The sequence below is a fragment of the Roseomonas populi genome, from assembly GCF_024594815.1.
GTDB lineage: Bacteria > Pseudomonadota > Alphaproteobacteria > Acetobacterales > Acetobacteraceae > Roseomonas > Roseomonas populi.
This window is the reverse complement of the sequence record NZ_JANJOU010000003.1, coordinates 186,467-205,509: the sequence shown is the minus strand read 5'-3', so window position 1 is coordinate 205,509 and position 19,043 is coordinate 186,467. Positions and strand designations below refer to the sequence as shown.

The window sequence follows — 19,043 nt, the reverse complement described above, 5'->3', positions numbered from 1 at the left end:
GAGAGCAGCATGGTCGATGCTTCGCAGATCAAGGAGCACATGGAAGTCGTCGGTTCCTGCGGGAACCATGTCGGCACGGTGGACCACGTCGAAGGCAGCCGCATCAAGCTGACGAAGAACGACAGCCAGGACGGCAAGCATCACTACCTGCCGCTCTCGGCCATCGCCTCCGTGGAGGGCAACAAGGCCAAGACCTCCATGAACCACATGGACGCGATGAAGCAGTTCCAGGACGCCTGACGCGTCCTTCGTATGGTGGCAGTAAGGATGCCCCGCCGGGCCCGCCCGGCGGGGTCTTCCTTGTTCCGCCTTCGGGAATGCGGTGTGGTGACAGGCGCTTAGCCGCCATTCCTGACACGCCACCCTCACGGCTTTCCTGCAACACTGAAACCCAATCAACACGGCTCGCGGCGTTGCGAGCGGCCGGGTAACCGGGCTAGACCGGGGCCCCGATGGACGGCACCACGCCCACACCGGCCCTTGCCTCCGCCCCGGCCCAGACCGTGAAGGCGGATGTCTCCCAGGGTCCGCTTCCCCTTTACCGCGCCCGCGTGGCGGCGGGCGCATTGCGTGCCGACCCCGCGCAGGAGCGTGCGGCGGAGGTGCTGCAGGACCTGTGGCGCCGCCTGCGCGGCTACGACCCGAAGCCGGAGGCGCCGAAGGAGGAGCCGGGCGGCCTGCTCTCCCGCTTCTTCCGCCGCAAGCCCGTGGACGAGCAGCCGGACGGCCCGCCGCTCGGCCTCTACCTCGTCGGCGAGGTGGGGCGCGGCAAGTCCATGCTGATGGACCTGTTCTTCGAGACGGCGGACGTGCGGCGCAAGCGGCGCGAGCACTTCCACGCCTTCATGCAGTCCGCGCACCGGCGCATCCACGCCTGGCGGCAGGCGAACGGCACCCATGCCGATCCCATCCCGCCGCTGGCGGACGCGATCGTGGCCGATGCCGCGCTGCTCTGCTTCGACGAGTTCCAGGTGCATGACATCACCGATGCCATGATCCTCGGCCGACTCTTCGAGGCGCTCTTCGCCCGGGGCGTGGTGGTGGTCGCCACGTCCAACACGGCCCCGGCCGACCTGTTCAAGGGCAAGCCGGGCCGCGACGCCTTCCTGCCCTTCATCGCCATGATCCAGAAGCGGCTGGAGGTGCTGCACCTCGCCTCGCTGCAGGATTATCGGCGGGACCGCATCCGAGGCCTGCCCACCTGGCACACGCCGGTGGATGGCCGCGCCACGCGCGCGCTGGACGCTGCCTTCCTGGAGCTGTCCGGCGTGGCCCATGGCGAGCCCTGCTCGATCGCGGTGCTCGGCCGGCAGGTGCAGGTGCCGCAGGCCCACCGGGGCGTGGCCCGCGCGGATTTCGAGGCGCTGTGCGGCGTCTTCCTCGGCGCGGCGGACTACCTCGCCATCGCCACCCACTTCCACACGCTGGTGCTGGACGGCGTGCCCAGGCTGGGGCCGGAGAACTTCGACCGGGCCCGCCGCTTCGTGACGCTCATCGACACGCTCTACGAGCATCGGTGCAAGCTGGTCGCCTCGGCCGAGGCCGAGCCGGACCAGCTCTACGAGAGGGGTGAGGGGGCGGCGATCTTCCAGCGCACCGCCTCCCGCCTCATGGAAATGCAGAGCCAGGATTACCTGGCCCTGCCGCATCTGACGTGACGTAACCCGGCACCGGATTTGCCGGCGCTAGCCTGAGGGGGCAGGGCGCCGGGAGGGGATCCGGTTCCGGACAACGGGGGAGAATTCACATGCTGCGCTTGTTCCGCGTCCCGGGCGCCGCCATCGCGGCGGCCACCATCCTGGCCCTTGCCGCCGCCCAGCCGGCCGAGGCCGCCGGCGGCCGCGCCGAGGCCCGCGCCCACGGCAAGGCGGCCCGCGTCGCCGCCCCGACCCGCGCCGCCGTGCGCCCGGTCGTCGCGGCCTCGCGCCGCCCGGTCGTGGCCGCGCCGCGGAGCCGCTCGGCCAGCGCCGCCCCGGCCCGTTCGGCCGGCCGCGCCACCATCCGCACCGCCACCCGGGGTTCCGAGCGCGTGGTGACCGCCAGCCGCGGAGGCCGCATCCAGGCCCGCGCCGCCGGCCGGCGCGAGGCGCGCATCGCTTCCAGCCGCGCCCAGGTCTTCAACTTTGCCGGGCGCCGCCAGGTGGCGCTGCACGGCCGCCCGGGCTTCCGCACGGTCGGTCTCTTCTCCGCCCCGGCCTCCGCCTCCACCCTGCCGTCCAACGGCTGGAAGTCCGGCAAGCCGTCCCGCGCGCGGGGCGAGGGGGCGCCGCGCCGTTCCGGCGTGTGGTTCACCGGCCTGCCCGCGGCCGATGGCGAGCAGATGGACTGCCCCGCCGGCACCATGGCCGTTCTGGCCCGCGGCCATTCCGACACCTTCCGCTGCATGCCGATGTGAGCCGGCCCGGTTACACCCGGTTTATCTGAGAACAATTCGGGCGGGCCGATGATTGAGGCCCGCCCGCAGCGCGCAATCGTCAGTTGCGGGGTTTGCGCTGAGTGGGGATGCTCTCTCCTCTACCCCGGAGGAATGTCATGTCCGAGATCGCCACCCGCTCCGTCGAGATGATGATGGCCGAGCTGGTCCACCACATGGCGGAGATGGTGAAGGCGCAGGCCGAGACCAATCGGTTGCTGCGGGACCTGGTCAGCCGGCTGGAGCGCTAGGGCAGGGGCGGGCGCCGCCCCAGGGTTGATCCCCCTGGCCGCGCCCGCACCGCATTCAGGGGTCCCGCCTTGCCGGGCCGCCAATCCGGGTCTATCCACCCCGCGTCCCGTTCGCAGGTGCCGCAAACGGCACTGCCGGAACGTCCCCAGGCCCCTTGGCCCCTTCCACGTGGCCTCTTCGAAGGACCCCCCATGGCCCGCAACAAGATCGCGCTCATCGGCGCCGGCAACATCGGCGGCACGCTCGCCCACCTGATCGGCCTGAAGGAGCTCGGCGACGTCGTGCTCTTCGACGTCTTCGGGGGCGTGGCGGCCGGCAAGGCGCTGGACATCATGCAGTCCAGCCCCGTCGATTCCTTCGACAGCGCCATGTCCGGCGGCTCCGACTACGCAGCGATCGAGGGCGCGGACGTCATCATCGTCACCGCCGGCTTCCCGCGTATGCCCGGCATGAGCCGCGACGACCTGCTGACGAAGAATGCCGGCGTGATGGGCCAGGTGGCCGAGGGCATCAAGAAGTACGCCCCGAACGCCTTCGTCATCTGCATCACCAACCCGCTGGACGTGATGGTCTGGGCGCTGCAGCAGAAGTCCGGCCTGCCCGCGAACAAGGTGGTCGGCATGGCCGGCGTGCTGGATTCCGCGCGCTTCCGCCTCTTCCTGGCGCAGGAGTTCAATGTCTCGGTCGAGGACGTGACGGCCTTCGTGCTCGGCGGCCACGGCGACACGATGGTGCCGCTGACCCGCTACTCCACCGTTGCCGGCATCCCCATCCCCGACCTGATCAAGATGGGCTGGACGACGCAGGAGAAGATCGACGCGATCGTCAACCGCACCGCGAACGGCGGCGGCGAGATCGTGAAGCTGCTGGAGAAGGGCTCCGCCTTCTACGCGCCGGCCGCTTCCGCGGTGGCGATGGCCGAGGCCTACCTGAAGGACAAGAAGCGCGTCCTGCCCTGCGCCGTGATGCTGAACGGCGAGTACGGGATGAAGGACTTCTACGTCGGCGTGCCCGTGGTGATCGGTGCCGGCGGCGTGGAGAAGATCGTCGAGGTCGAGTTCCAGCCGGAGGAGAAGGCCGCCTTCGAGAAGTCCTGCGACGCGGTGAAGAAGCTCGTCGAGGACTTCAAGAAGCTCGGCGTCTGAGAAAGATCGAGGGTAGCGGGGCCGGGGGAAACCCCGGCCCTTTTCGGATCAGAGGGGCAGTTCCCGCATGAACATCCATGAATACCAGGGCAAGGAGCTGCTGAAGCGCTACGGCGTTGCAGTTCTGGACGGCTATGTGGCCAAGACCCCCGAGGAGGCCGAGGCGGCGGCGAAGAAGCTGCCCGGGCCGGTCGTGGTGGTGAAGAGCCAGATCCACGCCGGTGGCCGCGGCGCCGGCCGCTTCAAGGACGACCCGAACGGCAAGGGCGGCGTGCGCGTCGTCAAGCCCGAGGCCGCCAAGGAAGCCGCCGCCGCGATGATCGGCCACACGCTGGTCACCAAGCAGACCGGGCCCGAGGGCAAGGTCGTGAACCAGGTCTATGTTGAGGCCGGCTGCGACATCAAGCGCGAGCTGTACCTCTCCATCCTGCTGGACCGCGAGACCTCTCGCGTCACCATCATGGCCTCTACCGAGGGCGGGATGGAGATCGAGGAGGTGGCCGAGAACCACCCCGAGAAGATCCTGAAGGTTGCCGTGGACCCGGCTTCCGGCCTCTTCCCCTGGGGCGCCCGCAAGCTCGCCTTCGGGCTGGGCCTCGAGGGCAAGCAGGTCGGCACCTTCGTGAAGTTCGTGACCGCGATGTACGAGGCCTACACGGCGCTCGACATGGCGATCGTCGAGATCAACCCGCTGGTCGTGACCGGTGCGGGCGAGATCGTCGCGCTGGATGCCAAGGTGTCCTTCGACGACAACGCCCTGTTCCGCCACAAGGACCTGGAGGCCCTCCGTGACGACACGGAGATGGACCCGAAGGAGCTGGACGCGGTCAAGAACGACCTGAACTACGTCGCGCTGGACGGCGAGATCGGGTGCATGGTGAACGGCGCCGGGCTGGCGATGGCCACCATGGACATCATCAAGCTCTACGGCTCGTCGCCCGCGAACTTCCTCGACGTCGGCGGCACGGCGAACGCCGCGCGCGTGACGGAAGCCTTCCGGATCATCACCTCGGACAGCAACGTCAAGGCGATCCTGGTGAACATCTTCGGCGGCATCGCCAAGTGCGACATGATCGCCGAGGGCATCGTGGCGGCGAGCAAGAACCTCTCGCTCTCCGTGCCGCTGGTGGTCCGCCTTGAGGGCACGAATGTCGAGCTGGGCAAGAAGATCCTGGCCGAGAGCGGGCTGGCGATCATCCCCGCCGACAACCTGGCCGACGCCGCGCAGAAGGTCGTCGCCGCCGTGAAGAAGGCTGCCTGACATGGCCATTCTCGTCGACAAGCACACGAAGGTCATGACCCAGGGCTTCACTGGGTCTCAGGGCACCTTCCACGCCGAGCAGGGCATCGCCTACGGCACGAACTACGTGGGCGGCGTGACGCCGGGCAAGGGCGGCCAGACCCATATCGGCCTGCCCGTGTTCGACACGGTGGCCGAGTGCGTGGAGGCCACCGGTGCCGATGCCTCCGTCATCTACGTGCCGCCGCCCTTCGCGGCCGACTCCATCCTGGAGGCGATCGCGGCCGAGGTCCCGCTGGTGATCTGCATCACCGAGGGTATCCCGGTGCTGGACATGGTGAAGGTCAAGCGCGCCCTGGCCGGTTCCAAGTCCCGCCTGATCGGGCCGAACTGCCCGGGCGTGATCACGCCGGAAGCCTGCAAGATCGGCATCATGCCCGGCCACATCCACAAGCGCGGCTCGGTCGGCATCGTGTCCCGTTCGGGCACGCTGACCTATGAGGCGGTGGCGCAGACCACGGCGGCCGGCCTCGGCCAGTCCACCTGCGTCGGTATCGGCGGCGACCCGGTGAAGGGCACGGACTTCCAGGAAGTGCTGGAGATGTTCCTGGCCGACCCCGAGACGAAGCAGATCGTCATGATCGGCGAGATCGGCGGCCAGTCCGAGATTATCGCGGCCGAGTTCCTGGGCCGCGAGAATAAGCCCGGCTCCGCCAACTACAAGCCGGTGGTCGGCTTCATCGCCGGCGCCACGGCCCCCCCGGGCCGCCGCATGGGCCATGCGGGCGCCGTGATCTCCGGCGGCAAGGACACGGCGGAAGCCAAGATGGACGCCATGCGCTCCGCCGGCATCCACGTGGCCGACAGCCCGGCCTCCCTGGGCTCGACCATGGTGAAGGCCATCGCGGCCTGATCCAGGGCTGGCATCGCTGAACGGCAAGGCGCCGCCGGGGGGGACTCCGGCGGCGCCTTCGATTCTGTAGGCCGGTCCAACGCCGGCGCCGGTTCTCGCGGCCACGTCCTGGCCGCAGGCCTCAACGGGTTTGTACCTGGCTTCCGCGTTGCTGCCGGGCTCCGCTCACTGCAGGGAACCGGCCTGGGGCTGGACCTCGATGCTGATCTGCACGCGGGACCGCCCATAGGCTGGGATCAGGCCCATCACCCGTGCCGTGGTCACGGCGCCGTGGTGGATCAGGTCAGTGACCATCTGCGCATCCTCGGGCGGTAGCCACCCCAGCGGCCGCCCATCGGGCGTCCGCACCTCCACCCGGCTGCGGCCGTTGGGCTGCAGGTCCAGGCAGGCACCGATCTTGATGGAATCCAGGGAAGAGGGCTCCCGGACCGTGGTGCCGGAGTGAAGCAGGAAGCTCTGGATCATGAGGCCGCCGCTCCATCCACCCTGCCACCGGTCAGCTTGGCCGGAGTCCGCTGCATCGCCTGAAAAGTGGCGCCGGCCACTGTCCGGCTGACATCAAGGCCGGCGTGATAGGCTTCCACATAGCCGGCCATGACCCTCGACCACGGGAGGCCGCGCTCCTCGGCGCTGCCATTCGCCGCAGGGGAGAAGGCATCCAGGGCCGTGCGCGCCAGCTTAAAGGTGAGTTCCTGCTGGCGCCGTGCCGTATCATAGAACGCATCCGCGGCCGCCTGATTGGCCGAGAAGAGGCTGCGGCAAAGCTGGAGTGCGTGCTCTGTTGCTTGTGATGTCGCGGCAGTAGCGGGCAGGGGCCATGTTCTTCCCGGCCAGTAATGAAGCGCATCAGACCGGCCTGTTTCGTCGACCTGCAATCCGGTGGACTTGCCGATTAGATTCTCCTGCATCTTGCTAGACTCCATGGAACTGAACTCTTCCCGCTGACTGCAGGGATTGCTGGCGCGTCAACTCTCTCGGGGCGCCGGCTCCTCGGTTTTAACCCACGTTGTTCAAAATGAACAAACATCTTTGGTGGTGCTCACAAAGATGTAACGAATCCGTTATCAGTCCAAGGCGCCGTCCTGTGATGCTTCGGGGCAGCTCCGGCGTTGTGCGCCGAAGCCCCATGGGGGCGGGCCGCACTCACGCGCCTTCCCAAAGAGAAATCTATCCCCACCTCCCGCGCCGACATGCCCGACACCGATAATCCGCCGAGCGTCGATGACGCTGGAGCCGCTGACACGGCCGCGTCCCGGGCGGTCGTCGCCGTGCATCTGGCAGCCCTTCGCCGCCAGTTCGTCGCGATCCGGGAGATCTTCGGGGCGGAGCCGCCGCACAGGGCTCGCGAAGCCCTCTGGGTCAGCCTTGAGGTGATCCAGGCCGAGCTGCACGGGGAGCAGCTTGCGTTGCGGGACCTCGTCGTGCGGGCCAATGGGCTTCTGAGCGCGCCGACCCTGTCGCGGGTGGTGTCTGAGTTGGAGCAGGGCGGACTGCTGCTGGCGGAACTGACAGTCTCGGAGCAGGGGCGCCTGAAGGTGCTGCGGCCCACCCAGCGGGCGCGGGATCTTCTCGCGTCACGCGCGGATGCCGCGCTCTCGGAGTTCGCCGAGATCATCCGCCGGGCGGATGAGGACGGAGCCCTGGGCCTGGGTTGAGTCCGGCGAAAGCCGCTGAACCCGCATCAAGCCGCGCAATTTCCTGTTGAGGGCAGCCAGTTGGCTTGGGGACGGGACGCAGCCCGGGGCGCCTGTAACGGCTCACTCGGGAAGGCGCGCCGGCCCCTGCGGACCCTTGGCCAGGGCAGGCCTGCCCTGAACGACGCGAGAGTTACTCCGCGCCGCCATCGATAGACGGTGGCTATCAACGTCGGAAAACTTATCTATTTGGAAGTGATCCTGACCTGACCTATTTTGCACCTGCGAACCGGCAAGACCGGGCCGTTGAGGCAAAGGAGATCGCTAGTGGCCGCCAACATCAACACCAAGATCAAGCCCTTCAAGACGACCGCCTACAAGCAGGGCAAGTTCATCGAGGTGTCCGAAAACGACGTGCTCGGCAGCTGGGCCGTGTTCTTCTTCTACCCGGCCGATTTTACTTTCGTCTGCCCGACCGAGCTGGGCGACGTGGCCGACCACTACGAGACGCTGCGCAAGATGGACGTGGAGGTTTACTCCGTCTCCACCGACACGCACTTCGTCCACAAGGCGTGGCACGACGCCTCCGAGACGATCGCCAAGATCCAGTACACGATGTTGGGCGACGCGAACCACCAGATCACCACGAACTTCGACGTGCTGCGTGAAGGCCAGGGCCTGGCCGACCGCGCGACCTTCATCGTGGACCCCGAGGGCGTGATCCAGGCCGTCGAGATCACCGCCGAGGGCATCGGCCGCAATGCCGAGGACCTGGTCCGCAAGATCAAGGCCGCCCAGTACGTCGCCGCCCACCCGGGCGAGGTCTGCCCGGCCAAGTGGCAGGAGGGTGAGGCCACCCTCGCGCCGTCGCTCGACCTCGTCGGCAAGATCTGACCTGCGTACCGCTGCCCGCCCCTTTCCCGGGGCGGGCAGCATCCCCCCGACCAGCCCCTCGCCCCCTTACCGACCGGAGAGCCCGCCCCGTGCTGGATGCCAACCTTAAGACGCAGCTCAAGGCCTATCTGGAGCGGGCTGTCCGGCCCATCCAGATCACGGCCTCCGTCAACGACAGCCCCAAGTCGCGCGAGATGATGGAGTTGCTGTCCGACATCCAGGCGGCCTCCGGCAAGATCACCGTCACCGAGACCCGCGACGGCGAGCGCGCCCCCTCCTTCGCGCTCTCCTCCCCGGGCCAGGACATCTCCCTCCGCTTCGCCGGCCTGCCCATGGGGCACGAGTTCACTTCGCTGGTGCTCGCGCTGCTCCAGGTGGGCGGCTACCCGCCGAAGGTTGAGCAGGCCGTCATCGACGCGGTGAAGGAGCTGGACGGGGAGTTCACCTTCGAGACCTACTTCTCCCAGTCCTGCCAGAACTGCCCGGACGTGGTGCAGGCGCTGAACCTGATGGCGGTGCTGAACCCCAACATCCGCCACGTCGCGATCGACGGCGCGCTGTTCCAGGCCGAGGTCGAGCAGCGGCAGGTGATGTCCGTGCCGACCGTGTACCTGAATGGCCAGGTCTTCGGGCAGGGCCGCATGGGCGTCGAGGAGATCGTCGCCAAGCTGGATACCGGTGCCGCGGAGCGCGAGGCGAAGAAGCTGAACGCCGAGGAGCCCTTCGAGGTGCTGATCGTCGGCGGCGGCCCCGCCGGCGCGGCCGCCGCGGTCTATGCCGCGCGCAAGGGCATCCGCACGGGCGTGGCGGCCGAGCGCTTCGGCGGCCAGGTGCTGGACACGATGGGGATCGAGAACTTCATCTCCGTGCCGCACACCGAGGGGCCGAAGCTCGCCCAGGCGCTGGAGCACCACGTTCGCGAGAACGAGGTGAAGATCATGAACCTGCAGCGCGCCGAGGAGCTGAACGTGGAGGACGGCATGGCCTCCCTCCGACTGGCCGGCGGCGCCACGCTGCAGGCCAAGACCGTGATCCTCACCACCGGCGCCCGCTGGCGGCAGATGAACGTGCCGGGCGAGCAGGAGTACAAGAACAAGGGCGTGGCCTACTGCCCGCACTGCGACGGCCCGCTCTTCAAGGGCAAGCGCGTGGCGGTGATCGGCGGCGGCAATTCGGGCGTGGAGGCGGCGATCGACCTCGCCGGCATCGTGAAGCACGCCACGCTGCTGGAGTTCGACACCAAGCTGCGCGCCGACGAGGTGCTGCAGCGCAAGCTGCGCAGCCTGCCGAACGTGGAGGTGCTCGTCTCCGCCCGCACCACCGAGGTGCAGGGCGACGGGACGAAGGTGACGGGCCTCGCCTACGAGAACCGCGTGACCGGCGAGATCCACGAGATCGCGCTGGAGGGTATCTTCGTGCAGATCGGCCTGCTCCCGAACACGGAGTGGCTGCGCGGCACGCTGGACCTCTCCCCGCGCGGCGAGATCATCGTGGACGCGCACGGCCAGACCTCGCTGCCGGGCGTCTTTGCGGCCGGCGACTGCACGACCACGCCGTTCAAGCAGATCATCATCGCCGCCGGCGAGGGGGCGAAGGCCGCGCTCTCCGCCTTCGACCACCTCATCCGCACCTCGGCCCCGGCCGAGGATTCGGAGCCGCTGCAGGCCAAGGCCGCCTGACGTAGGGCCGCCGGCAGCGGCGGTTCGGGTCCCCTCCCCGGAGTAGCCGGGGAGGGAGGGCGGGAGAGGCGTGCGTGAACCTGCGTGAACTTCAGTACCTCGTGGCCCTGGCGGACCACCGGAACTTCCGGCGCGCCGCCGCGGCATGCCTGGTCGCCCAGCCCACCCTCTCGACCCAGATCCGCAAGCTCGAGGAGGAGCTGGGCGTCGCGCTGTTCGAGCGGACGCGCCGCAAGGTGATGCTGACCCCGGCGGGGGGCGACGCGGTGGCGCGCGCGCGCCGGATCCTCTCGGAGATGGAGGGGATGCGGGAGGCGGCGCGGCGCCTCAGCAGGCCCGAGGAGGGCGTGGCCCGCCTCGGCGTCTTTCCTACCCTCGGTCCCTATCTGCTGCCGGAGGTGATGCCGAAGGTCCGGGCCCGCTTCCCGCACCTGCGGCTCCTCCTCACGGAGGAGAAGAGCGACGCGCTGGTCGCCCGCCTGCGCGAGGGCAAGCTGGACGCCGCCATTCTCGCCCTGCCGGTGCACGAGGCCGGGCTGCACTGCGAGGAGCTGTTCGAGGAGCCCTTCTTTCTCGCCGTGCCGCGCGATCACCCCCTCGCCGCGCGGGAGAGCCTGCGGGTGGAGGAGCTGGCGCAACACACCCTCATGCTGCTGGAGGAAGGGCATTGCCTGCGCGACCAGGCACTGGAGGTCTGCCAGCTTGCCGGCGCCGGGGAGGGGTCCGAGTTCCGCGCCACCAGCCTGGAGACGCTGCGCCAGATGGTGCTGGCCGGGCTGGGCGTGACGCTGATGCCCGCCCTGGCCGTGAAGGGCATGGCCGCCTACTCCGACCGCCTCCACCTGCTGCGCTTCGAGGATGGCCGCCCCAGCCGCCGCATCGGCCTGTTCTGGCGCAAGACCTCGGCGCTCACGCCGCTGCTGAGGGAGCTGGCGGGGGTGCTCCGCGACCTGCCGCCTGATCTGCTGGACCCCGGCAACGAGCCGGCGCCGGCTACTTAGGTCACTTGCCCTGACGCATGGGTGGGATGCTCCGATGCGGTTTCCGGCGGGCGGCGCGTTGCGCTAGCATCGGCCCACAAGCAACAATATTGCGGATATCGGCGTCATGAGCAGCATGGACATCCCCTTCACCCGCACCCGGACGCCGCTCTCGCGCCCCGACGACACCTCGCTCTCCTTCGGCAAGGTCCTGACGGACCACATGTTCGTCATGGAGTATGATGAGGGCCAGGGCTGGCACGACCCGCGCGTGGTGCCCTACGCGCCGATGCAGATGGATCCGGCCACCTCCGTGCTGCACTACGGGCAGGCGGTGTTCGACGGGCTGAAGGCTTTCCGCCAGGCCGATGGCAGCATCAAGATCTTCCGGGCCGAGCGCCACGCGCGCCGCCTGAACAAGTCCTGCCGCGCCCTCTGCATCCCCGAGATGGACGAGGAGCTGATCCGCCGCTCCTTCGAGGCGATCGTGGCGGCGGACCACGAGTGGGTGCCGCGCGCGCTTGGCACCTCCCTCTATATCCGCCCCACCGTGGTGGCGACGGAGGTGATGCTCGGCGTCCACCCCGCGCACCGCTACACCTACTTCGTCATCTGCTCCCCCGTCGGCTCCTATTACAAGGAGGGGGTGAAGCCCGTCCGCATCCTGGCGACGGACACGCATGTCCGCGCCGTGCAGGGTGGGCTGGGCGAGGCGAAGACGGCGGCCAACTACGCCGCCTCCCTCTCCGCCCAGCAGGAGGCGGAGCGCGCGGGCTACACCCAGGTGCTATGGCTGGATGGCGTCGAGCGGAAGTGGATCGACGAGGTCGGCACCATGAACATCATGATGAAGATCGGCGACGAGGTGATCACGCCTCCGCTGGCCGGCACCATCCTGGACGGCGTGACCCGGGCCTCCACCCTCCAGCTCATGCGCGACTGGGGCCTGAAGGTGAGCGAGCGGAAGGTCTCCATCGACGAGGTGATGGCGGCCGGGCGCGACGGCACGCTGGAGGAGATGTGGGGCACCGGCACCGCCGCCGTCGTCTCCCCGGTGGGGGAGCTGGCCTACAAGGGCGAGACGATCACCATCGGCGGCGGGAAGACCGGTCCGCTGACCCAGAAGCTCTACGACGCGATCGTGGCCATCCAGTACGGCAAGTCCAATGACCCGCATGGCTGGATGACCGAAGTGAAGGTTCCCGCCGAGGCCTGATCCTCCGGCCTGTCCGGGTGTCGGCGGGGGGGGCTCCCTCCGCCGTCACTCCCGGGCGGCCCTGCGGTTCTGCCACGATCCCGCCCTCGCCCGGCCCAATTCCCCTGTCACACGCCTGTCTTGCCGTGGTTGGACCGGTAGGCGGCCCACGCAAGCCATTCCCCAAGGGGCCGCTCCCCTGAACGATGCGGCCACGGCACCCATCGCGGGCCGCCGCCGTCGCGCCCCTTCGGTGCCGGGGCTGGGATGGGCTAGGCTGCCCGCCATGCGCGCTCCGCCCCACCGCCGCGCCCTGCGGCTCGCCTTCCTGCTCGCCCTTGCCGAGGCGCCGGCAGGGATGGCGCAGACCTCCCCTCCACCGGCAGCCGCCCCGGCACTGGAGGCGCCCCAGCCACAACGCCCGGCTGCCGCGCGGGAGGAACTCCCGCGCCAGGCCTCGCAGCGCATCGTCGGGCGGGAGGTGACCGGGCCGTCCGGCGATGTGGTCGGGCGGATCGTGAACGTGCTGCTGGACGATGGCGGCCAGCCCCGTGCGGCCGTGCTGGACTATGGCGGCTTCCTCGGCGTCGGCCGGCGCCGCGTGGCGGTGGCCTGGCGCACGCTGCGCTTCTCGCCAGAGATCGTGCGGCTGGAGCTGACGCGGGACCAGATGCGCGCCTTCCCCGACTACAAGGAGGGCGAGCCGGTGGTGGTCGCCGCCCCGCCCGCCGAGCCGGGAACGGCTGGCACTCCGGCTGGCACTCCGGCTGGCGCCCCCGGTGAGGCCCCGAACGGCGGGCCCAACGACCTATCCGGCCCGGACACCCCGCCCCCGGCGGCGACGCAACCCCCCACGCCCGGCGGCGCTCAACCCCGGAGCAACTGACCGGGGCGACATGCAGGTGGCAGGGCGCAGCGGGCGGGGGCTCGACTGGCTGAATTTCTTCATGTCGAACGTCCAGACGGGATTCGGGCCCTTCATCGCCGTGTACCTCACGGCACAGGCCTGGACGGAGCTGGAGATCGGCCTCGCCCTCAGCGTCGGTGCCTTCGTCACCATGGTCATGCAGGTGCCGGCCGGGGCGCTGGTGGACGCCACGCCGAACAAGCGCCTCGCCGCGGCCGCCGCCCTCCTCGCCATCGCCATCTCCGCGCTGCTGCTGGCCCTGTGGCCGGAAACCCTGCCGGTGATGGTCTCGGAGGTGCTGCACGGCTTCGCCTCCTGCGTGCTGGGGCCTTCCATCGCCGCCATCAGCCTCGCCCTGGTGGGGCGGGAGCATCTGGGGGAGCGTCTCGGGCGCAACGCGCGCTACGCGGCGGTGGGCAGCGGCGTCGCGGCCGGGCTCCTCGGGGCGGCGGGGGCCTGGCTCTCCGGCGCTTCGGTCTTCTGGCTCACCGCCCTGCTCTGCGCCCCGAGCCTCGTCGCGCTCGCCACCATCCGCCGGGCGGACCTGCACCCGCCGGAGCCGCAGGAGAGGGAGGCGGGGGCTATGCGCGGGCTGGGCACCCTGCTGCGGGACCGGGGCGTGCTCGTCTTCGCCCTGTGCTGCGGGCTGTTCACCCTCTCCAACGCGGCCATGCTCCCGCTCGCCGGCACGCAGGTCACGCGGAATGCGGGGGACGAGGCGAACCTCATCATCGCCGCCTGCATCATCGCGCCGCAGCTCATCATGGCGCTGATCGCGCCGGGGGTCGGGCGGCTGGCGGAGAGCCGGGGGCGCCGGATCGCCCTTCTGATCGGCTTCGCGGCCCTGCCGGTGCGCGGGCTGCTGCTGATGCTGGTGGAGGGACCGGCCTGGCTGATCCTGGTGCAGGCGCTGGACGGGATCAGCGCCGCCGGGCTGGGCGTGCTGCTGCCCCTGCTGGCGGCGGACCTGACGCGCGGGACGAACCGCTTCAATCTCTGCCTCGGCCTCTTCGGGCTGGCCGTGGGGATCGGAGGCACGCTCAGCACCACCCTGGCGGGGCTGGCGGTTGAGTGGTTCGGCGCCGCGACGGCCTTCGCCATGCTGGCGGGGGTGGGGCTGCTCTCCGTGCTGGCGGTCCTTCTCGCCATGCCGGAGACGCGGGGACGGGCGGCGGCCTGAACCCAGCCATGGGCGCGGGGTGCCGCGGCGGCACGGCGCTTGCTGACCCGACGCTTGCTGACGCAACCTTCCCGTGCTGAACGACGCGGCCCCACACCAGGGCCCGGCCCGTGGCACCGGCCGAGCACCCAGCGCGGCGCCCTGATGACGCCGGGCGCCGCGCCGGCCCGCCGGCCTTTCATCGAGGTTCTCTACCCATGCCCTTCCCCCGTTCCCCGAAGCTGCGCCGCCTGGTGCTCGGCCTCTCTCTTCTCACCGGCTTTGCCACCACCGCGGTGGCGCAGGCCTTCCCTGACCGGCCCATCCGGCTGATCGTCCCCTTCGGGCCGGGCGGCGGCACGGACCTGATGGCGCGGGTCTTCGCGGAGCAGGCGGGCCAGGCCCTGGGCAAGGGAATGGTGGTGGAGAACCGGGCCGGCGGCGGCGCGACCGTGGGGATCATCGCGCTCGCCCAGGCCCGCCCGGACGGCTACACCCTGGCCGTCTGCCCCCCGATCTGCGCCACGGTGGAGGCGCTCTACGATCCGCCGCCCTTCCGCGGCGCCGCCCTGGCCCCTGTGGTTTCCATCGCCGACCTGCCGCTGGTGCTGGTGGTGCCGCGCGGCCTGGGCGTGACCGACGTGCAGGGCCTGATCCGCAAGGGGAAGGAAACGCAGGGCGGCCTCTCCTACGCCATGCCGGGGGCCGGCTCCTCCAACCACCTGGCCGCCGAGGTGTTCCGCCGGGCCAGCGGGCAGGAGATGACGGCCATCCCCTACCGCTCCGGCGCCGCGGCGCTGACGGACATCGTGGCGGGGCGGGTGGCCTTCTACTTCGACACGCTGGCGAGCGCCCTGCCGCAGGTCCGCTCCGGCGAGGTGGTCGCGCTGGCCGTCACGGGCGCCGAGCGCGCGCCGCAGCTGCCGGAGATTCCGACGATGGGGGAGGCCGGTGTGCCGGGCCTGGAATACTCCGCCCGCCTCCGCGTGGTGGCGCCCGCCAACACCCCGCCCGCGGTGATCGAGACGCTGAACGCCGCCTTCCGCCGGGCGCTTGCCGAGCCCGCCCTGCGGCAGCGCATCATCGAGGTCGGCGGCGTGCCGGTGGGCGGCGGCGTGGCCGAGGCGGCGAAGGACCTGCAGGACGAGACCGACCGACTGAGCCGCGTGATCCGCGAGGGCGGGATTAAGCTGGACTGACCGCCGGCGGTCCCGGGGCGGGGAGGGGGGTCGTTCCGGCTTGCCCTTCGCCCCCCAGGCCGCTAAACCCCGCCCGCGCCGGCACCCCTGGAGGCCGGCGAGCTTTCGCGCGCCTGCACGGCAGCGCGGAATGACACAACCCAACGTGCGAAGGAATGACGGCAATGGTCCAGACCATCCGGATCGAGGCCGCGGCGCGCGAGCGGGCCGGTAAGGGGGCGGCGCGCGCGACCCGGCGTGGGGGCTCTGTCCCCGCAGTGATCTATGGGGCGAAGCAGGAGGCGACCCTCCTCTCCCTCGACCCCCGTGACGTGATGAAGGAGCTGCACAAGGGCGGCTGGCAGTCCCACCTGTACGAGGTGGCGGTGGCCGGCGCGGCGCCCGTGCGCTGCCTGATGCGCGACGTGCAGTTCCACCCCGTGTCCGACCAGCCCATCCACGTGGACTTCCAGCGGCTCGCCGTTGGGCAGAAGATCCGCGTGAAGGTGCCGGTGGTGCTGCTGGGCGAGGACGTGTCCCCGGGCATCAAGGCCGGCGGCGTGCCGAACCTGGTCCGCCGCGACCTGGAGGTCCTCTCGGACCCGGACAACGTGCCGGAGCGCTTCGAGCTCGACGTCTCCGCGGCCGAGATCGGTGACACGCTGCGCTGGAGCAACGTGAAGGATCACCAGGGCACCAGCCCGACGATCCCGCGCGACTTCGTGGTGCTGACCGTCGCCCCGCCGGTGGTGGTTGAGGAGGTCGTCGTGGCCGCCCCGGCCGCGACCCCGGCCGACGCGAAGGGCAAGGGCGGCAAGGGCGCGCCCGCGAAGAAGAAGTAAGCCACGGGGCCGGGGCGCTCACTCGCCCTGGCCTCTGCTGACCGCAAGTTTGGGGCGCGCTCGCGCAAGCGGCGCGCCCCATCCGTTTGGGAGACCCCCGGATGCGTCTTTGGGTGGGCCTGGGCAATCCGGGCGCCGAGCACGCGAAGCAGCGCCACAACATCGGCTTCATGGCGCTGGAGCGCATCGCGTCCCGCCACCGCTTCGGCCCCTGGCGCAGCCGCTTCAAGGGCGAGACGAGCGAGGGAACGATCTCCGGCCAGCGGATCGTCCTGCTGAAGCCGCAGACCTACATGAACGACAGCGGCAACTCCGTGCAGCCCGCCGCCGCCTTCCTGAAGATCCCCCTCTCCGACATCACCGCCTTCCACGACGAGCTGGACCTCGCCCCCGGCAAGGTGCGCGTGAAGAAGGGCGGAGGCGCCGCCGGGCACAACGGGCTGCGCGACATGCAGCGCGCCTTCTCCTCCCCCGATTTCTGGCGCGTGCGCCTGGGCATCGGCCATCCCGGCCACAAGGACCGGGTGCATGGGCACGTGCTGGGCAACTTCGCGAAGGTGGATGCGGAGTGGCTGGATCGGCTGCTGGACGCGGTGGCGGATGCCTGCCCGCTGCTGGCGGAGGACAGGCCGGAGGAGTTCATGACGAGAGTGGCGCTGCTGACGCAGCCCGCCTAGGGCGGATCGCGGCGGGGCGGAAAACCCCCGCCGCGTCCTGCCCTAATCCACCGTCACGCCGATCAGTCGCACCAGGTCGCCCCAGCGGCGCACCTCCTCGGCCACGTAGCGCGCTGCCTCCTCCGGGCTGCCGTGCATGGCGTCGAACCCCACCGCCTCCAGCCGGCGCCGGGTCGCGGGGTCGGCCACGGCCGCCGCGCAGTCCGCGTTGGCTTTGGCGACGATCGCGGGCGCAGTGCCGGCGGGGAAGAACAGGGCCGTCCAGGTCACGTCGTCCACGCCGGGGAAGCCCTGCTCGGCCAGGGTCGGCACGTCCGGCAGGGCGGCGGAGCGCTGCGCGCCCGTGACGGCCAGGCCGCGGGCGGTGCCCTGGCGCACCATCTCCATCCCAGCGGCCAGGGCGACGCTTGCCATCTCCAGCTGCCCGCCCAGCACGGCCGTCAGTGCGGGGCCGGCGCCGGTGAAGGGGATGTGCTGCGCGTCCACCTTCGCCAGCGTCCGGAACAGGCGCTCGGCGGAGAGATGGGGCGTGGTGCCCACCCCCGCCGTGCCGAAGTTCAGGGGCTTCTGGCGCGCGTACTCGACCAGCTCCGCGATGTTCCGCGCCGGGAAGTCCGGACGCACCGCCAGCAGGTTCGGGGTGGAGGCGAGGAGGGCGGCGGGCGCCAGCTCCTCCGGCCGGTAGCCGCTGCTGCGGGACAGGCTGGGGTTCACCGCGAAGGCGCTGGTGGTGACGAGGGCGGTGGTGCCGTCCGGCCGGGCGCGGGCGACGAGCTGGGCGCCCACGTTGCCGCCGGCGCCCGCACGGTTCTCGATCACCGCCGCCTGCCCCCATTGCTGGGAGAGACGCTCCCCCACGATGCGCGCGACGATGTCGGCCGGCCCGCCAGGCGCGAAGGAGACGACGAGGCGCACGGGCCGGTCGGGCCATGCGCCCTGGCCCGAGGAACCCTGGGCAAAGGCCCGCCCACCGAGCACCGGGGCAGCCGCCAGCCCCGCCAGCAGGGCGCGGCGGGAGGTGCCGAGGTCAGCCATGCGGCGTGGCCGTCAGCGAGCCGCGATTCGCCAGCAGGTGCTCCGCCGCCTCCAGCCGGGTGCCGTGCCACACGTCGGTGGCCGCCTTCACCTGGCGCATGATCTCGTCGAAGACCCAGGCGCCGGCAGGGCGGCCATAGACATGGGTGTGGATCGTCACGTCCAGCATCACCGGCCGCGTCTCGCGCTCGCGCAGCGCGTCGAAGGCGTCCTGGAACTGCTCCAGCATCACGCGCCCGCTGTTGCCGTAGCGGATGGAGCTCGGCAGATCGTTCACGTCCATGATGAGGGGGATGGCGACGATCTCCGCCCCCTGCTCCCGCAGCAGGTAGGGCAGGTCGTCATCGTTGCAGTCGCCGTGATGGAGGTAGCCGGCCTCGGCCAGCAGGCGGCTGTGGATGGGGCTGCCGGTGCCGCGCGGGCTGATCCAGCCGCGGGGGGCCTCGCCGGTCAGGTCTCCGATCAGGCCGGTGTTGCGGCGGATGTTCTCCCGCTGCCCGGCCTCGTCCAGGTACACGGGGATCACGTCCATGCCGTAGGAATGGGCGACGATCTCGTGGCCCGCGCGGTGCACGGCGCGTACCGTGTCCGGCCAGAACTCGGCCAGCACGCCGTTGGTCATCACGCTAGTCCGGATGTCGTTGCGGGCCGCCACTTCCAACGCGCGCCAGATGCCGCGCGTGGCGCCGTAGCGCGCCCAGGACTCGGCGTTCGAATCGTGGAAGCCCGGCTTCAGCACGTTGCCCATGGGGCCGATGCCCGGCACCTGCCCGGGCGACCAGCCCTCGAAGGCGATGTTGAAGATGATCCCGACCCGCGCCCCGTTGGGGAAGCGGAAGTCCTGGCCCGCGCGCAGGGCGTCGGGGTGGGTGATGGTCGCGTCGGTCATGCGGGTGTCCG

At 70.5% G+C, this 19,043-nt stretch carries 21 protein-coding genes; 17 read left to right on the top strand and 4 right to left on the bottom strand.

All coding sequences use genetic code 11. The annotated features are described in order from the left end of the window. Positions 1-9 precede the first annotated feature (9 nt). The 7 genes from NRP21_RS06210 to sucD all read left to right on the top strand — a co-directional run bounded on the left by NRP21_RS06210 (position 10) and on the right by sucD (position 5,963). On the top strand, positions 10-240 hold the full coding sequence (locus NRP21_RS06210) for a DUF2171 domain-containing protein (RefSeq protein ID WP_257715303.1): 231 nt from the start codon (positions 10-12) through the stop codon (positions 238-240). 212 nt (positions 241-452) lie between these two features. Continuing rightward, positions 453-1,658, top strand: a complete 1,206-nt coding sequence (gene zapE / locus NRP21_RS06205) for a cell division protein ZapE (protein ID WP_257715302.1) — start codon at positions 453-455, stop codon at positions 1,656-1,658. An 89-nt stretch (positions 1,659-1,747) separates the two neighbouring features. Next, positions 1,748-2,395, top strand: a complete 648-nt coding sequence (locus NRP21_RS06200) for a hypothetical protein (protein WP_257715301.1) — start codon at positions 1,748-1,750, stop codon at positions 2,393-2,395. A 137-nt stretch (positions 2,396-2,532) separates the two neighbouring features. Further along, positions 2,533-2,664 (top strand): hypothetical protein, encoded by a 132-nt coding sequence (locus tag NRP21_RS06195; RefSeq protein WP_257715300.1) that lies wholly within the window; start codon positions 2,533-2,535, stop codon positions 2,662-2,664. Positions 2,665-2,856: 192 nt separating this feature from the next. Next, positions 2,857-3,810 (top strand): malate dehydrogenase, encoded by a 954-nt coding sequence (mdh, locus tag NRP21_RS06190; RefSeq protein ID WP_257715299.1) that lies wholly within the window; start codon positions 2,857-2,859, stop codon positions 3,808-3,810. Between the two features lie 67 nt (positions 3,811-3,877). Continuing rightward, positions 3,878-5,071, top strand: a complete 1,194-nt coding sequence (gene sucC / locus NRP21_RS06185; protein ID WP_257715298.1) for an ADP-forming succinate--CoA ligase subunit beta — start codon at positions 3,878-3,880, stop codon at positions 5,069-5,071. A 1-nt stretch (position 5,072) separates the two neighbouring features. After that, positions 5,073-5,963, top strand: a complete 891-nt coding sequence (sucD, locus tag NRP21_RS06180; RefSeq protein WP_257715297.1) for a succinate--CoA ligase subunit alpha — start codon at positions 5,073-5,075, stop codon at positions 5,961-5,963. A gap of 165 nt (positions 5,964-6,128) precedes the next feature. Here the strand turns inward: sucD and NRP21_RS06175 are convergent, their stop codons facing one another. Both NRP21_RS06175 and NRP21_RS06170 read right to left on the bottom strand, forming a co-directional pair. Continuing rightward, entirely contained in the window at positions 6,129-6,428 is a 300-nt protein-coding gene (locus NRP21_RS06175) for a hypothetical protein (protein WP_257715296.1), read from the bottom strand. Then, complete coding sequence (locus NRP21_RS06170) at positions 6,425-6,871, bottom strand: hypothetical protein (RefSeq protein ID WP_257715295.1); 447 nt, start codon at positions 6,869-6,871, stop codon at positions 6,425-6,427. The genes NRP21_RS06175 and NRP21_RS06170 overlap by 4 nt, the downstream gene beginning before the upstream one ends. A gap of 282 nt (positions 6,872-7,153) precedes the next feature. On the opposite strand from NRP21_RS06170, the gene NRP21_RS06165 reads away from it, so the two are divergent. The 10 genes from NRP21_RS06165 (at position 7,154) to pth (ending at position 17,108) form a co-directional block, all read left to right on the top strand. Then, positions 7,154-7,618: a hypothetical protein gene (locus NRP21_RS06165; protein WP_257715294.1), complete on the top strand. Its 465-nt coding sequence runs from the start codon at positions 7,154-7,156 to the stop codon at positions 7,616-7,618. A gap of 306 nt (positions 7,619-7,924) precedes the next feature. Next, entirely contained in the window at positions 7,925-8,491 is a 567-nt protein-coding gene (gene ahpC, locus NRP21_RS06160) for an alkyl hydroperoxide reductase subunit C (protein WP_257715293.1), read from the top strand. An 89-nt stretch (positions 8,492-8,580) separates the two neighbouring features. Next, positions 8,581-10,170 (top strand): alkyl hydroperoxide reductase subunit F, encoded by a 1,590-nt coding sequence (gene ahpF, locus NRP21_RS06155; protein WP_257715292.1) that lies wholly within the window; start codon positions 8,581-8,583, stop codon positions 10,168-10,170. 74 nt (positions 10,171-10,244) lie between these two features. After that, positions 10,245-11,171, top strand: a complete 927-nt coding sequence (locus NRP21_RS06150; protein WP_257715291.1) for a LysR substrate-binding domain-containing protein — start codon at positions 10,245-10,247, stop codon at positions 11,169-11,171. 106 nt (positions 11,172-11,277) lie between these two features. Next, entirely contained in the window at positions 11,278-12,366 is a 1,089-nt protein-coding gene (locus tag NRP21_RS06145) for a branched-chain amino acid aminotransferase (protein ID WP_257715290.1), read from the top strand. A 265-nt stretch (positions 12,367-12,631) separates the two neighbouring features. Continuing rightward, complete coding sequence (locus NRP21_RS27865) at positions 12,632-13,231, top strand: PRC-barrel domain-containing protein (RefSeq protein WP_308219864.1); 600 nt, start codon at positions 12,632-12,634, stop codon at positions 13,229-13,231. Between the two features lie 61 nt (positions 13,232-13,292). Beyond that, on the top strand, positions 13,293-14,432 hold the full coding sequence (locus tag NRP21_RS06135) for an MFS transporter (RefSeq protein ID WP_257715543.1): 1,140 nt from the start codon (positions 13,293-13,295) through the stop codon (positions 14,430-14,432). Positions 14,433-14,629: 197 nt separating this feature from the next. After that, entirely contained in the window at positions 14,630-15,610 is a 981-nt protein-coding gene (locus tag NRP21_RS06130) for a Bug family tripartite tricarboxylate transporter substrate binding protein (protein WP_257715289.1), read from the top strand. Positions 15,611-15,774: 164 nt separating this feature from the next. Further along, on the top strand, positions 15,775-16,431 hold the full coding sequence (locus NRP21_RS06125; RefSeq protein ID WP_257715288.1) for a 50S ribosomal protein L25/general stress protein Ctc: 657 nt from the start codon (positions 15,775-15,777) through the stop codon (positions 16,429-16,431). Between the two features lie 101 nt (positions 16,432-16,532). After that, positions 16,533-17,108 carry an aminoacyl-tRNA hydrolase gene (gene pth / locus NRP21_RS06120; RefSeq protein WP_257715287.1) on the top strand — a complete coding sequence of 192 codons (576 nt, stop codon included), beginning with the start codon at positions 16,533-16,535 and terminating at the stop codon, positions 17,106-17,108. A gap of 42 nt (positions 17,109-17,150) precedes the next feature. On the opposite strand, the gene NRP21_RS06115 is transcribed toward pth, so the two are convergent. Then, on the bottom strand, positions 17,151-18,143 hold the full coding sequence (locus tag NRP21_RS06115) for a tripartite tricarboxylate transporter substrate binding protein (RefSeq protein WP_257715286.1): 993 nt from the start codon (positions 18,141-18,143) through the stop codon (positions 17,151-17,153). Next, positions 18,136-19,032, bottom strand: a complete 897-nt coding sequence (locus NRP21_RS06110) for a polysaccharide deacetylase family protein (RefSeq protein ID WP_257715285.1) — start codon at positions 19,030-19,032, stop codon at positions 18,136-18,138. Before NRP21_RS06110 ends, NRP21_RS06115 begins: the two co-directional genes overlap by 8 nt. Positions 19,033-19,043: the final 11 nt, after the last annotated feature.

Excerpts from the sequence above, each read along its gene's own strand:
- NRP21_RS06210 (WP_257715303.1), top strand. The coding sequence starts at position 10 with ATGGTCGATGCTTCGCAGATCAAGGAGCACATGGAAGTCGTCGGTTCC.
- pth (WP_257715287.1), top strand. The coding sequence starts at position 16,533 with ATGCGTCTTTGGGTGGGCCTGGGCAATCCGGGCGCCGAGCACGCGAAG.
- mdh (WP_257715299.1), top strand. The coding sequence starts at position 2,857 with ATGGCCCGCAACAAGATCGCGCTCATCGGCGCCGGCAACATCGGCGGC.
- NRP21_RS06135 (WP_257715543.1), top strand. The coding sequence starts at position 13,293 with ATGTCGAACGTCCAGACGGGATTCGGGCCCTTCATCGCCGTGTACCTC.
- NRP21_RS06125 (WP_257715288.1), top strand. The coding sequence starts at position 15,775 with ATGGTCCAGACCATCCGGATCGAGGCCGCGGCGCGCGAGCGGGCCGGT.
- NRP21_RS06170 (WP_257715295.1), bottom strand. The coding sequence starts at position 6,871 with ATGCAGGAGAATCTAATCGGCAAGTCCACCGGATTGCAGGTCGACGAA.
- NRP21_RS06165 (WP_257715294.1), top strand. The coding sequence starts at position 7,154 with ATGCCCGACACCGATAATCCGCCGAGCGTCGATGACGCTGGAGCCGCT.
- zapE (WP_257715302.1), top strand. The coding sequence starts at position 453 with ATGGACGGCACCACGCCCACACCGGCCCTTGCCTCCGCCCCGGCCCAG.
- NRP21_RS06115 (WP_257715286.1), bottom strand. The coding sequence starts at position 18,143 with ATGGCTGACCTCGGCACCTCCCGCCGCGCCCTGCTGGCGGGGCTGGCG.
- NRP21_RS06145 (WP_257715290.1), top strand. The coding sequence starts at position 11,278 with ATGAGCAGCATGGACATCCCCTTCACCCGCACCCGGACGCCGCTCTCG.
- NRP21_RS06200 (WP_257715301.1), top strand. The coding sequence starts at position 1,748 with ATGCTGCGCTTGTTCCGCGTCCCGGGCGCCGCCATCGCGGCGGCCACC.
- NRP21_RS06110 (WP_257715285.1), bottom strand. The coding sequence starts at position 19,032 with ATGACCGACGCGACCATCACCCACCCCGACGCCCTGCGCGCGGGCCAG.
- NRP21_RS27865 (WP_308219864.1), top strand. The coding sequence starts at position 12,632 with ATGCGCGCTCCGCCCCACCGCCGCGCCCTGCGGCTCGCCTTCCTGCTC.
- sucC (WP_257715298.1), top strand. The coding sequence starts at position 3,878 with ATGAACATCCATGAATACCAGGGCAAGGAGCTGCTGAAGCGCTACGGC.
- NRP21_RS06175 (WP_257715296.1), bottom strand. The coding sequence starts at position 6,428 with ATGATCCAGAGCTTCCTGCTTCACTCCGGCACCACGGTCCGGGAGCCC.
- NRP21_RS06195 (WP_257715300.1), top strand. The coding sequence starts at position 2,533 with ATGTCCGAGATCGCCACCCGCTCCGTCGAGATGATGATGGCCGAGCTG.
- NRP21_RS06130 (WP_257715289.1), top strand. The coding sequence starts at position 14,630 with ATGCCCTTCCCCCGTTCCCCGAAGCTGCGCCGCCTGGTGCTCGGCCTC.
- sucD (WP_257715297.1), top strand. The coding sequence starts at position 5,073 with ATGGCCATTCTCGTCGACAAGCACACGAAGGTCATGACCCAGGGCTTC.